Origin of the sequence: Alteromonas sp. AO-Serp (assembly GCF_017849675.1) — a bacterium.
Taxonomy (GTDB): Bacteria; Pseudomonadota; Gammaproteobacteria; order Enterobacterales; family Alteromonadaceae; genus Alteromonas; species Alteromonas macleodii.
In genome coordinates, this window is sequence record NZ_JAFLMX010000033.1 from 1 (window position 1) to 12856 (window position 12856).

General features: G+C 46.6%; 12 protein-coding genes. 1 reads left to right on the forward strand and 11 read right to left on the reverse strand.

Going from position 1 to position 12856, the window contains the following annotated elements; translation table 11 throughout:
* The 5 genes from QVA83_RS02660 to QVA83_RS02680 all read right to left on the reverse strand — a co-directional run.
* A partial coding sequence (locus tag QVA83_RS02660; protein WP_287498116.1) for a histidine kinase dimerization/phospho-acceptor domain-containing protein occupies positions 1 to 816 on the reverse strand: 816 nt, incomplete at its 3' end.
* A 135-nt stretch (positions 817 to 951) separates the two neighbouring features.
* Positions 952 to 1674 (reverse strand): osmolarity response regulator transcription factor OmpR, encoded by a 723-nt coding sequence (gene ompR / locus QVA83_RS02665; RefSeq protein WP_272502374.1) that lies wholly within the window; start codon positions 1672 to 1674, stop codon positions 952 to 954.
* A 311-nt stretch (positions 1675 to 1985) separates the two neighbouring features.
* Positions 1986 to 3131: a DUF2855 family protein gene (locus tag QVA83_RS02670; RefSeq protein WP_156079014.1), complete on the reverse strand. Its 1146-nt coding sequence runs from the start codon at positions 3129 to 3131 to the stop codon at positions 1986 to 1988.
* Between the two features lie 154 nt (positions 3132 to 3285).
* Complete coding sequence (locus tag QVA83_RS02675; RefSeq protein ID WP_014951296.1) at positions 3286 to 4191, reverse strand: phosphoribulokinase; 906 nt, start codon at positions 4189 to 4191, stop codon at positions 3286 to 3288.
* Positions 4192 to 4313: 122 nt separating this feature from the next.
* Complete coding sequence (locus QVA83_RS02680) at positions 4314 to 5249, reverse strand: ion transporter (RefSeq protein WP_014977768.1); 936 nt, start codon at positions 5247 to 5249, stop codon at positions 4314 to 4316.
* A 157-nt stretch (positions 5250 to 5406) separates the two neighbouring features.
* On the opposite strand from QVA83_RS02680, the gene QVA83_RS02685 reads away from it, so the two are divergent.
* The gene (locus QVA83_RS02685; protein ID WP_061486810.1) at positions 5407 to 6168 is read left to right on the forward strand and encodes a sugar-binding protein; all 762 of its coding nucleotides are present in this window, start codon (positions 5407 to 5409) and stop codon (positions 6166 to 6168) included.
* 169 nt (positions 6169 to 6337) lie between these two features.
* Here the strand turns inward: QVA83_RS02685 and QVA83_RS02690 are convergent, their stop codons facing one another.
* The 6 genes from QVA83_RS02690 to dusB form a co-directional block, all read right to left on the reverse strand.
* Positions 6338 to 7090 carry a glucosaminidase domain-containing protein gene (locus QVA83_RS02690; RefSeq protein WP_069945194.1) on the reverse strand — a complete coding sequence of 251 codons (753 nt, stop codon included), beginning with the start codon at positions 7088 to 7090 and terminating at the stop codon, positions 6338 to 6340.
* A gap of 468 nt (positions 7091 to 7558) precedes the next feature.
* Positions 7559 to 8851, reverse strand: a complete 1293-nt coding sequence (gene purD / locus QVA83_RS02695; protein WP_014977766.1) for a phosphoribosylamine--glycine ligase — start codon at positions 8849 to 8851, stop codon at positions 7559 to 7561.
* A gap of 27 nt (positions 8852 to 8878) precedes the next feature.
* Positions 8879 to 9694: a class I SAM-dependent methyltransferase gene (locus QVA83_RS02700; RefSeq protein WP_039228695.1), complete on the reverse strand. Its 816-nt coding sequence runs from the start codon at positions 9692 to 9694 to the stop codon at positions 8879 to 8881.
* Between the two features lie 311 nt (positions 9695 to 10005).
* The gene (gene purH / locus QVA83_RS02705) at positions 10006 to 11604 is read right to left on the reverse strand and encodes a bifunctional phosphoribosylaminoimidazolecarboxamide formyltransferase/IMP cyclohydrolase (protein WP_061487019.1); all 1599 of its coding nucleotides are present in this window, start codon (positions 11602 to 11604) and stop codon (positions 10006 to 10008) included.
* 82 nt (positions 11605 to 11686) lie between these two features.
* On the reverse strand, positions 11687 to 11980 hold the full coding sequence (gene fis / locus QVA83_RS02710; RefSeq protein WP_012520109.1) for a DNA-binding transcriptional regulator Fis: 294 nt from the start codon (positions 11978 to 11980) through the stop codon (positions 11687 to 11689).
* Between the two features lie 30 nt (positions 11981 to 12010).
* Positions 12011 to 12856: tRNA dihydrouridine synthase DusB (dusB, locus tag QVA83_RS02715; RefSeq protein WP_287498117.1), on the reverse strand; the 846-nt coding region annotated here is incomplete at its 5' end.

The window sequence follows — 12856 nt, forward strand, 5'->3', positions numbered from 1 at the left end:
GTCTTCTATGTCATTTACAATGCCATCTTTAATCCAGTCTTGATCTTCTGGCAGCATTTCTGAGGCAAGGCGAATACGGGTAAGCGGTGTGCGCAAGTCGTGAGAAATACCTGCTGTCATGATATTTCGGTCATTCTCAAGCTGCTTAATACCTTGATTCATGCGGTTAAACGCCCGGGTAACCTGAATCATTTCGGTGCTGCCTTGTTCGCGAAGCGGCGCCGGGTGCTCGCCTTTACCCACCGCTATTGCAGCTTTTTGCAGGGCTGACAACGGGCGAGTCATGCGTCTTACAAACAACCAGCCCCCGGCCACACTCAATATGCCAATTACCATTAAGTACATAGTCAGAGGGGATATATTTGCTTCGTTAAGTCCTGAAATAGGAATAGAGATCCACGTATCTGGGTAGCGGTTCAGGGATATCCACACAATGTATGGCGCATTTTCGTCACTGGCCTGCGTGGTGGTGCTAATGCGCACATCTGCAAGCTGCCGGAGCTGCTCGCTAACCTGAGAAGAAATATAGCTATAGTATACCGCGCTCTCTAATCCATTCTGTTTGGCAACGCTTTCGTCAAAGACCTGTACCTGGGTTTTTTGAAAATAGCGGTCGCGAGTTTCTTGGTTAGTCACTAACAAATCGTTGGCGAGCACAGATTTAACTTGGGTAGCCAATAAGCTGTTAATTTGTTGGTAGCTGGGCTGAATAAAGTAATAGGTAACAGAGATGTAGGACACAATCTGATTAATAAGCAAGAGCACGCCAATAAGCATGACGGTTTGGCCAAATGCACTTTTGGGAATTAAACGCATAACATGCCGTCGCTTTGAATCATAAGCCAGTGTTTGGAATGGCTGTAGGTAAACGCATAATTAGGGGTCATGAGTAAACATACTTCGCTTGCGCACTGGCCAAGACGGTAGAGCCCGCCGTATCAGTCATAGGTGCTAAACTTGTTCGCCATCAGGCACGAATACGTAGCCCAATCCCCATACGGTTTGAATATAGCGAGGGTTGGCAGGGTCTTCTTCAAGCATTCTTCGTAAACGCGAAACCTGAACGTCAATACTGCGTTCTAAGGCGCTGTAGTCGCGACCACGTGCTAGGTTCATCAGCTTGTCTCGCGACAAAGGCTCGCGGGGGTGAGTAACCAGCGATTTCAATACTGCAAACTCACCGCTTGTCAGGGTTAAAGGTGTATCGCCTGCTGTCATTTCTCGGGTGGCAAGGTTCAGTTTGTAATTGCCAAATTCCACAGTTTGCACATCTTTAGACGGCGCGCCCGGCACTTCGCTGCTGCGTCTGCGCAACACCGCTTTAGCGCGTGCTAGTAGCTCGCGGGGGTTAAATGGCTTAGGCAAATAATCGTCTGCACCCATTTCAAGGCCGATAATGCGGTCAACTTCATCGCCTTTTGCAGTAAGCATAATAATGGGCATGTCGTTTTCTTGATGGCGCAATCTGCGGCATATAGATAAGCCGTCTTCACCAGGTAGCATAAGGTCCAAAACCATAAGGTGAAAATTCTCGCGCTCTAGCAGTCTGTCCATTTGTTCTGCGTTAGCCGCACTGCGAACTTGATAGCCCTGCTCAAGCAAATAGCGCTCTAATAGGCTGCGCAGACGCATGTCATCATCAACAACGAGAATTTTAGAGGTTTCCTGACCCATACTCATACCTTTCGTTTTACTTTTGTTTCACTATAACCACAAGATGTGAAATACAAAAGCGAGAAAATCGTAAAAGGCAGGGGATGTTTGTTACAAATAGTGTCTAGGTCTGTTGCTCTTTTATGTACAGCAAGATTTAGTAAAGACCCAGTAAAGAGCCAGCAAAGACTCCGCAAGCTTTAGAGAAAAGGAGGCCGTTAAGCATTTCTCCTCCCTAAACTTACTGAGAACTGCCCGTTGATTACAAGCTTTGAAAAACGTAGGCAGTGCAACAACACACCAGCAGTTCAAGTTGTAATCCTAAAGGGGCGCTAATCAAAAGTGACGACGTTAAGGGCTTTTGTTTGCGCCGAGCCATTAAGCGTTTCTAAATATAACTGCGTTATAGCATCAGCTCCGCGGTGCGATTGCTCATAAAACTGATCGCTCATTTTCTCTGCGAAGCGTTTCCATGCACTGGCGTATTTTGCCAAAAAGGCCTCGTGCCCCCATTCATGTTGGCGCAGTTTCACGCGAGCTGGCGCGAAGAATATCTCTGCATTGAGCAGTTTGGGGTTGGGCTTCTCTCGGGCTTTCCAATCTGTCGCACCAATGAGTGTAACGTCGCTCAGGCTGTCGCCAAGCTGCTTGGTAAGGTCATTAATCAACGTACCGTTGGCAGCGAAATCAAGCAGCCAGTAGCGCGCATCGCTGCTTTTACTGCTATTGCCTTCGCTACTTAGGGCTGAGAGTTCGTCATAACTATACACTTCATCGTAGCAGCCGGTCGCTTTTACCAAATCCACGTTTTGTTTCGAGGTTAGCCCAACCACCTTATAGCTTGCGTTTCGAGAGGCCTTCTGGTCTTTAAGTAGTTGCGCTGTACCCAATGCGGTTTTACTTGAAGCGCTCGACAACAGTAAGGTTTCATTGTTTGCTTTCTCTGCCACATAGTCATCGAGAACAAACGAAGTCATATAAAGGGGTCTAAAATTAAGCTGCCATGCTTCGCGGTTTTTGTCGTAGCCGGGGTCGGCGGCACAGCGAAGATATTGATCGTAAACAGGGCTAATGCTTTTCCGTTTTTCGTGGATGTCTGAAAAGCCGTGAGGGGCAACTTTTCCAGCTTTTATCACCCAATGGCTAGCCATAGGCAGGTAGCCGAACACCTTTTCACCTACTTTGATATCGCTATGACAAGACGCCTTAACGGTAGCAAAGCCCCAAACGGGCACAATACCGTAGCCATGTGCTTCATCAACGTCATTATCACTCTTTGCAGGGAAAAAGCCCCAATAGCCCATTTTAAAACCCAGTGCAGCATAGGTGATGTTGTTGGCAGAAAAGCCAAAGCTGTCTGTCTCAAGCAATACTTCGTCTTGCTGTAAGTCGCTGATGTTTATATCGCGGGAAACAACGTTAGTGTTGGCAAGGTTTTGCTGGTCTACCCAAATTTGTTGGCTTTTAATTGTGGTCATAATAGGAGCCTACTGTGTCAAAAACTAGGTCGAGAAACTAAATCAAGAAACTAAATCAAGAAAGTTTCCGAATAGAACCTAGATTGACGCAGGGCATGAGCCATTACGACTTACTGTTTTAAATACATGCCTATAGAAGCGATGTATATTGGGCTTACTCGTCGCTGCTCAACCAATCCATCTGATGACCAGCTCTGCGCTTTTTATTTAAGATGTCTTCAAGGAGCGGAGTTAAAATGAGCTCCATGGCTAAGCCCATCTTTCCGCCGGGTACAACCAAGGTGTTGATGCGAGACATAAACGCGCCGTCGATCATTTGAAGTAGGTAGGGGTAGTCCACAGTCTTCATTTCCCGTCTAAAGCGCACAACCACAAAGCTTTCATCTTGGGTTGGAATTTCCCGTGCACTGAAGGGGTTGGAGGTATCAACGGTTGGTACGCGCTGGAAGTTAACGTGGGTGCGTGAAAATTGTGGCGTGATGTAGTGGAAATAGTCGTCCAGTCCTCGCACTATGCTGCTCATTACCGCTTCACGAGAATGTCCTCGGTCAGTGGTGTCGCGTACAATCTTTTGGATCCATTCTAAGTTTACGATCGGCACCATGCCGACCAGTAAATCTACATGTTTTGCTACGTCATTTTCTTCCGTTTTTACACCGCCATGTAAACCTTCATAGAACAGCAAGTCAGTGTTTTTGGGTAAATCTTGCCAAGGTGTAAAGGTGCCGGGCATTTGATTAAAAGGCACGGCTTCATCGAATGTGTGAAGGTATTGTCTAAACTGTCCTGTACCCGAGCTGCCGTATTCCCTAAACAGGGATTCCAGTAGCTCAAAGTCGTTGGCTTTAGGGCCAAAGTAGCTGATATGCCTGCCTTGCTCTTGGGCTTTGCGAATTTCCACTTCCATTTCCGGGCGGGTAAAACGGTGAAAACTATCGCCTCCTACAACCGCAGCATTAACACTTAAGTTCCTGAAAATATGGCGTATAGCGTTGGTCGTGGTAGTAGTACCCGCGCCAGAAGAACCTGTTATAGCAATAATAGGGTGTTTGACAGACATAGGAATTCTTTTTGGAAATGACGGGTACTAGTTATAAGCTGATGTGAGCTAAGAATCAAGGGGAGGTATAAGCGCATACCACTCGATTCTTGGGAGTTGCTTTCGCTCCAGCCTGCGTGTAATCAATCATCTAGCCGTTTGTGATGGTGCTGCAATAGGCGCACAATTAGCTTTGCCTCCTCTTCATCTAAATCAAGAAGTGCGCGAACATGTTCTAGGTGGTGCACATCGTGCTCACTCAACTTTCCGTCGTCCAAAACGCTTCTTACTGTGTCTTTAAACCTATCGCGTTTTAGCTGCATCTGCGACGTGTAGCTAGAAGATAAAATACCCGCTGGTAGGGCGTAAAAACAGATACCCATTATAGTTATGAGGCCGCCAAATATTTTACCCAATGCAGTTATAGGAACGGCGTCACCATAGCCCACCGTGGTCAGCGTGACGAGTGCCCACCACAATGAAGCGGGAATACTGCTAAAAACATCGGGCTGAGCAGCATGTTCAATGTAATAAATACAGGTGGCGGCGATAATCGTGAACAACAAAAGTACGCTTAACGCCGCAATAAGGCTGTGAGACTCGTTGCGCAATACGGTAACGAGAGTTTGCATAGAGCGCGAATAGCGCCCAATTTTTAGAATTCGCATTACCCGAAATATTCGCAAAATACGTAAATCGAACGCCACGAAAACGCTTAAGTAAAAAGGCAGAATTGCCATTAGGTCGACGAGCGCCATGGGGCTTTTCAAATAGGTCCAGCGCTTTTGCCATGTCGTTGTACGTTCGTGATTAGGACGGTTTGGGGCCGATGCGCTGCCGTATAAACGAAGAAAGTACTCAACGGTAAATATCAGTACTGAAACCACTTCGATTATATGAAGTTCGTACTGCCAAATGGCAGGGATACCCGGCACTGTTTCCAGCATCATAGCGACAACATTTACGATAATTAACGCGATAAGAAATACATCAAATATTTTGCTGAGCTTTTTGTACTCGTGAGCCTCGCTGGCAGGCGCAAGGATGTGATAGCACGCGTTTTGAAATGACATAGCCACGGTAGTGAGGGAACGAATGTCCTTTTTATACCAATTACCGTTGCAAATTGGTAATGCTTCTAAAAAAGAAGGAGGTGTTCGGTGCTATTTTCAAGCGCGGATGGGGTCAAAACATGGTAGTTTAAAATACAAATAAGCAAACAAAGAGCGTATCCAATTGAAAAGTGCAAAACATTTAGGGGCAGTACTAACCTCGGCACTGCTTGTGGCTGTGTCTGTGCCCACGGCACAAGCTAAGTCTGACAGCGTACTTTTTTCATCAACGCCACCTGTTATAGATGGTGTAGCCAATGACGCTGCATGGAAAGGGGGCGATTGGCATGAAATGACGTCGCTTATGTGGGGCTCGGCTCCTGAGTCCGGTGATTTTTCTGGTCGATATAAACTGCGATGGAACAAGGATGCGCTGTATCTGTTGGCAGAAATACAAGACGATCACCTCTCAGATACCTATGCCAATCCCCTTGAACGTTATTGGGATGATGACTGTTTAGAAATTTTTATTGATGCTGATGCCTCTGGTGGCGATCACCTTAATAACTACAATGCGTTTGCCTATCACTTAGCGTTAGATAATCAGGTTGTTGATATTGGTCCAAATGAAGCAGGAGAGGCTGTACCACAACTCTACAATGATCACGTAGAGAACAAATGGCAGCGAGATATATCGGCGCCGCATAAGATTCATTGGGAAGCAGCGGTACGTGTATTTGATGATAGCTATCAACACGGAAAAGATAATTCGCCTGCCACCTTAAAAGAAGGTATGACACTGGGCTTTATGCTTGCCTATTGCGATGCGGATGGTGGCGACAGAGAGCACTTTTTAGGCTCTCATGAGATCACCCCAGTAAACGGCGATAAAAACTTGGGGTATAAAGATGCATCGGTGTTTGGAAAGGTGAAGCTGACAAAGTAGTGAACCATAATTTGTCGCTACTTTAATTGATTGACTTGCCGCGCGTAATTGGAAGGAGTCGCAGAAATGCCACTCCTTTTAACCTGCAATCACTCACCTTGACTAAAAGCCATGCCATTTGGCGATAAATAAATGTGCTACAGAGCTCGTCACGCTCTAGCTGGTTGAGTTAATTGGCTTCGCCTTCCTGCTTACTCAGATCTAACTTGTCCAGCACTGCAAGTTTATTAAAACTGATCATCTCACGTATTTCTTTTCCATATTCATCGCCACGCTCAGAATACTTCCCTAAGCCATAGCTGAGCGCAACCCCGGTGACAGCCTTGTCTTCTTCACGTAAGGATTGTCGAATTTTACGCAATGGTTTGTAAGCATCGTGGGTGTTTAAATTTAGCATGTAGCTTTCTACTGAGTCGGCAGGCGAACGGAAATCAGCAACTTCATGATTTTTGTTAGTGTCACGCGATTTTGGAACGATACCGCAGCCCTTAGAGAAACACCACTGACCAAAAAAGTTGTTCCCTAATTTTGCAAAACGAGAGGTACCCCATGCACTTTCATTCGCTGCTTGTGCAATTGCTAACGACGCAGGAACAATGTCGGCACGCCTTAACAACACCTCGCAGGCTGACTCCTGTTCAAGGTCAGCATCGTCAACACGAAACTTTGTCAGGAACTGGTCTAGATTGTCTGCTTCATCCGCGTCGCAAGAACTTTGAATTTGCTCTCTATCGGTGGCTAGCTCTTTGTTCACCTCGACTACAATAGGAGTGAAATACTCAAAAAATGCCGCTTTTCGGTCAGGGCCTGCGGCATAAGCAGTAAAGTCTGGAGCAGATTCTTTGGCAAAAAAGGCGAACCACGCTGCGGTACTCGCCACTACTGCTACAAGCAACACAGCAATAAGTTTAGTGTTCGACATCAGGTGATACCTCTTTTATTAGAATGAAATAATACGCTTTTTAAGCAGACTACCTGAGCTTATTAAATCTCGCTAAGTGGTTAATCATCTATGCGGATTGATATTAATACCATACAGGTTCTTGTATGCGCTGCAACATATGGAGAAGGTCAGTAAATTAAAGATTTATAATGTATACAGTACTATCGGCAAGTACCAAATCAGACTCGATGTGAAATTCAATACCTTATTGCTTATGTACTGAGCGCGAGTTTTCTTTTGTGTTGAGCGTTAGTATCAGGTTAAGCAGTGATATGTAGCTGGGAAACTACGATTTCTGCGTTTACTGCACGTTAGCATGGTAAGTAAGTGGTAAGAGTAGGTAAGAGTAAAAGTGGGGGGCGTAGAATTCACACCCTGGCTTTTCGTAATTATGTAAGAACGCAGCATTACGCTGCGTTCATTTAGCACTTTCTATGAGGCTTTCGGCTACTTGGCTTCAGCTTCACGCGCAATCGCACGGTGCGCGATATCAGTGCGGTAGTACACATCTTTAAACTGAATGGCTTTTAGTAGCTCGTAGGCTTTTTGCTGCGCTTCGGTAACGTTGTTACCCAAAGCTGTAGCGCAAAGTACGCGGCCACCTGCGGTTACCACTTCGCCATCTTGCAGGGCGGTGCCTGCATGGAAAACCTTTCCGTCTAACTTAGCGGCTTCTTCGAAACCAGTAATCACGTCGCCTTTATCATAGCTGCCTGGATAGCCGCCAGCGGCAAGCACAACACCTACCGACGCGCGCTCATCAAACTCAATCGTTTTACCAGCAAGTTCGCCTTTGCACGCTGCTTGGCAAAGTGGAACCAAGTCAGACTTTAAGCGCAGCATGATTGGCTGGGTTTCCGGATCGCCAAAGCGACAGTTGTATTCGATTACCTTTGGAGTGCCATCAGCCATAATCATAAGGCCAGCATATAAAAAGCCAACGTAGTCGTTGCCTTCAGCAGCCATGCCGTTAACTGTTGGCATAATCACTTCTTGCATAATACGGTCGTGAATGTCCTGCGTTACAACCGGAGCCGGAGAATATGCACCCATTCCGCCTGTGTTCGGCCCTTTGTCACCGTCAGCAGCACGCTTGTGGTCTTGGCTGGTGGCAAAAGGAAGTACGTTTTTGCCGTCTACCATGACAATGAACGACGCTTCTTCACCGTCTAGGAATTCTTCAATAACTACGCGGCTGCCGGCTTCGCCAAACGCGTTACCTGCCAGCATGTCGCGGATAGCGTCTTCCGCTTCTTCAAGGGTCATCGCAACAATAACACCTTTACCCGCAGCAAGACCGTCAGCCTTTACTACAATCGGCGCGCCTTTCTCACGCACATAGGCAATAGCTGGGTCAATTTCTGTGAAGTTTTGATACTCGGCCGTTGGAATGTTGTGGCGAGCCAAAAAGTCTTTGGTAAAAGCTTTAGAGCCCTCAAGCTGCGCGGCAGCTTGAGTGGGGCCAAAAATCATTAAACCAGCGTTTGTGAACGCATCAACAACACCTGCAACTAGCGGCGCTTCTGGGCCTACAATAGTAAGCTCAACATCGTTACCCTGAGCAAAAGAAACCAAGCCAGCAATATCATTTACATCGATAGCTACGTTCTCAAGCTTAGGTTCTGTAGCTGTGCCTGCATTGCCAGGTGCTACAAATACTGTTGAAACATCAGAAGACTGCGCTGCTTTAAACGCTAGCGCGTGTTCGCGGCCACCGCCGCCAATTACAAGTACGTTCATTAACTGTTCCGTTTTGAGTGTTTAATTTTATGATTTTGGTTTGGTGAATTTTAGCGTCATGCGATTGCTCTCGCCAATCGCCATGTATTTTTCGCGATCTTGATCATCTAGCGCCAAACGTGGAGGTAGCGTCCACACACCTTTCGGGTGGTCGGCAGTATCCATTGGGTTCGCGTTGACATCGCTGCTTGCTTCAAGCACAAAGCCTGCTTTTTCGGCGGCAGCCACAACGTAAGAACGCTTCATGTAGCCACTTTTCTTCATTGCTTCATCATCTGCGCTTTCAGGAAGCTCATGTTCCACTACGCCCAGTACGCCACCTGGCTTAAGCGCTTTGAAAAATGCGCCAAATGCATTGTCGATACCCTCGTCACCGTGACGCATATACCAGTTGTGTACGTTGCGAAACGTCAGCACCATATCGGCACTACCTGCGTCGCTAATATCTAACGCTTTGATTGGGTCGAATGCAGTAAGCTCAGCACCTTCGTACTTCATGCCCGGCTTCATTTTTTCTTTGAAGCCTTCTACCGATTTTTTAAAGTAACCGCTGGTTTCATCATCAACGTAAAAGTGAGCAGCTACATACTTACCGTTATCTTTTACAACAGAATAAAGGATGTCGGCGTACCAACCACCACCTGGAGAGATTTCTACCACAGTCATGTCTGGGGTAAGGCCAAAAAAGCGCAGTGTTTGCTGAGGATTACGGTACTCATCGCGTACTTTTGCACTAGCAGAGCGGATATCGCTCATTGCGGCATCAGAAATCGCATCTGCGCTGGCATAAGTAGCACTTACACCTAGGGTTGCGGCTAACACATATTGGGCTAACTTTTTCATTCTTATTTCCTTTTTCTGTCGAGGGTAGGCGAATAACATAACACTATTACTACAAATTACTACGGGTCAGATCAAGCCTATCAGCTAACCCCTATTTGCACTTACGCCTTAGCAGAATAATTCGCAACTCTGTCGCTTCGATGAGATTTCATTACAACCAAGCAAATGACCTCGAGTCTGCGTATTTAAAAGGGTTAAGGAAAAATAACAAACACACAGTAAAGCCACTAAATGCCACTTTACTGCGTGTTTAACTTAGGTGTTGGTGTCCCTCACTAAGCCTGCACTAAAAGGTATTGCGTAAATACTTATTAGTGACGGAAGTGGCGCATACCCGTGAACACCATCGCAATGCCGTGCTCGTCAGCGGCATCAATGACTTCTTGGTCGCGCATAGAGCCGCCTGGCTGAATTACTGCTTTAATACCTGCTTCAGCTGCAGCGTCGATACCGTCGCGGAATGGGAAGAATGCATCAGACGCCATTACAGAGCCTGCAACTTCAAGGTTCTCATCAGCTGCTTTAATACCCGCAATTTTTGCAGAGTAAACACGGCTCATTTGGCCTGCGCCCACGCCTACCGTCATACCGTCTTTGCAGTAAACAATCGCGTTAGACTTCACGTATTTTGCTACCTTCCAGCAGAACATAAGGTCGCGTAGTTCATCTTCGCTTGGCTTACGCTTAGTCACAACTTCTAGGTCTTCCATTTCAACCATGCCGAAGTCGCGCTCTTGTACTAATAAACCGCCGTTTACGCGCTTAAAGTCATAACCTTCAGTTAGCTGACCAGTCCAGTCACCACATGCTAGAAGACGTACGTTTTTCTTCGCACTTACTACTTCTTTCGCTTCATCGCTTACTGTCGGCGCAATAATTACTTCCACAAATTGACGGTCAACAATCGCTTGCGCCGTTTTCGCATCAAGCTCGCGGTTAAACGCGATAATTCCGCCAAATGCAGACGTTGGGTCAGTTTTAAACGCACGGTCGTAGGCACTTAAAATATCATCGCCAATGGCCACACCACATGGGTTAGCGTGCTTAACGATTACACATGCTGGCTCTTCGAATTCTTTTACGCACTCAAGCGCCGCATCCGTGTCAGCAATGTTGTTGAATGACAGTTCTTTACCCTGAAGCTGAGTAGCGGTAGCCACAGACGCTTCTTGAACATTGTTTTCAACATAGAATGCCGCTTCTTGGTGGCTATTTTCGCCATAGCGAAGGTCTTGCTTCTTAGTGAGCTGCATGTTGTAGGTACGTGGGAATTCGCTGTGCTGGTGGTCACAGTCTGCTTCACAACCTGTGCTGTCTAAACGAGCACCAAAGTAGTTTGCAATCATGCCGTCGTATTCGGCCGTATGTTCAAACGCTTTAATCGCAAGGTCAAAACGGGTGTTGTACGTTAACGAGCCATTGTTGTCGTTCATCTCTGCAAGCACGCGAGAGTAGTCCGCCGCATTAACAACAATAGTGACATCTTTATGGTTTTTCGCTGCAGCGCGAACCATCGTTGGCCCACCGATATCAATATTTTCAATCGCATCTTCTAGCGTACAGTCTTCGTTTGCCACGGTAGCAGCAAACGGGTAAAGGTTAACCACCACAAGGTCGATAGGCGCAATGCTGTGTTCTTCCATCACTGCTTCATCGGTACCGCGACGACCAAGGATACCGCCATGAATTTTCGGGTGAAGGGTTTTAACGCGGCCAGCCATAATTTCTGGGTGACCTGTGTGATCAGACACTTCTTTAACAGGTAAGCCAGCGTCAGCGAGAAGTTTAGCAGTACCGCCCGTCGACAGAAGTTCTACGCCAGCGTTATGCAGCGCTGTCGCGAAATCGAGGATACCGGTTTTATCAGAGACACTAAGGAGAGCACGTTTAATTGGTTTTGGTGTTTGCATAAATTTTAAGTTTCTAATGTTGTAGTGTTGAAACAAAAAGAGCACCGATTGGTGCTCTTTGGTGGGCAAAGCCCTTGGAATCTTAGTTCATGCCGTATTGCTTAAGCTTCTTGCGAAGTGTGCCACGGTTGATGCCCATCATGATGGCAGCGCGGGTTTGATTGCCGCGTGTGTAAGTCATGACTTCTTCTAGCAGCGGCGCTTCAACTTCAGCCAGTACCATTTCGTACAGGTTATCGATGTTTGCGTTATCCAATTGCTTAAGGTACTTATTAACCGCTTGCTTTACAGAGTCACGCAGTGGCTTTTGAGCTTGCGTTTGTGAAGGCGTAGTTACTGTAGTAGTAAAAGGTGAAGTCACGTTTTGATCGAACATAATACTGTGTTGCTCTTAAGTTAGTCATCACTATGCTGCGGGAGAAATCTGTCGGGTTTCTCGTGTCTGCAGCGCTTGAAAATATGCATTTAGTGCATCGAGTTGCTCATTCGCATCATCGATAGCGTTAAACGTTTTACGAAACTGACGATCCGTATCGTGCTCCGCGAGATACCAGCCCACGTGCTTACGGGCAATTCTCACACCGGCTATGTCGCCATAAAAGTCCTGCACATTGGCTACGTGCTCATGCAAGAGTTCATATAACTCTGACAGCGGCGGTGCTGGTAGGTTCTCGCCCGTTTCAAGATAATGTTGGATTTGCTTAAATATCCAAGGTTTACCTTGCGCGCCGCGACCTATCATTACGCCATCTGCACCGGTGTAATTCAGCACCTCTTGTGCTTTCTCTGGAGAAGTAATATCACCATTTGCAATAACAGGAATTGAAATTGCCGCCTTAATTTGGCGTATGGTGCTGTATTCAGCTTCTCCTTTATACATACAAGCTCGTGTTCTGCCGTGAACAGCAAGCGACTGTATGCCGTTTTGCTCTGCAATGCGGGCAATCTCTACCCCATTGCGATTTTCTGGGTTCCAGCCGGTACGAATTTTTAGTGTCACGGGTACATCAACAGCATTAACTACTGCTTTAATAATCGCTTCCACTGTGTCTGGGTATTGAAGCAGCGCAGAACCTGCAAGCTTCTTATTGACCTTCTTAGCAGGACAACCCATATTGATGTCGATGATTTGCGCACCGTTCTCAACATTAAATTGTGCTGCTTGAGCCATAAGCTCAGGATCAGCCCCAGCTATCTGTACAGAGCGAATGCCTTCTTCACCCTCATGAGTCATACGCGCCTGTGATTTTGC

Excerpts from the sequence above, each read along its gene's own strand:
- QVA83_RS02675 (WP_014951296.1), bottom strand. The coding sequence starts at position 4,191 with ATGTCTGTCAAACACCCTATTATTGCTATAACAGGTTCTTCTGGCGCG.
- QVA83_RS02690 (WP_069945194.1), bottom strand. The coding sequence starts at position 7,090 with ATGTCGAACACTAAACTTATTGCTGTGTTGCTTGTAGCAGTAGTGGCG.
- QVA83_RS02700 (WP_039228695.1), bottom strand. The coding sequence starts at position 9,694 with ATGAAAAAGTTAGCCCAATATGTGTTAGCCGCAACCCTAGGTGTAAGT.
- QVA83_RS02670 (WP_156079014.1), bottom strand. The coding sequence starts at position 3,131 with ATGACCACAATTAAAAGCCAACAAATTTGGGTAGACCAGCAAAACCTT.
- purD (WP_014977766.1), bottom strand. The coding sequence starts at position 8,851 with ATGAACGTACTTGTAATTGGCGGCGGTGGCCGCGAACACGCGCTAGCG.
- purH (WP_061487019.1), bottom strand. The coding sequence starts at position 11,604 with ATGCAAACACCAAAACCAATTAAACGTGCTCTCCTTAGTGTCTCTGAT.
- ompR (WP_272502374.1), bottom strand. The coding sequence starts at position 1,674 with ATGGGTCAGGAAACCTCTAAAATTCTCGTTGTTGATGATGACATGCGT.
- fis (WP_012520109.1), bottom strand. The coding sequence starts at position 11,980 with ATGTTCGATCAAAACGTGACTTCACCTTTTACTACTACAGTAACTACG.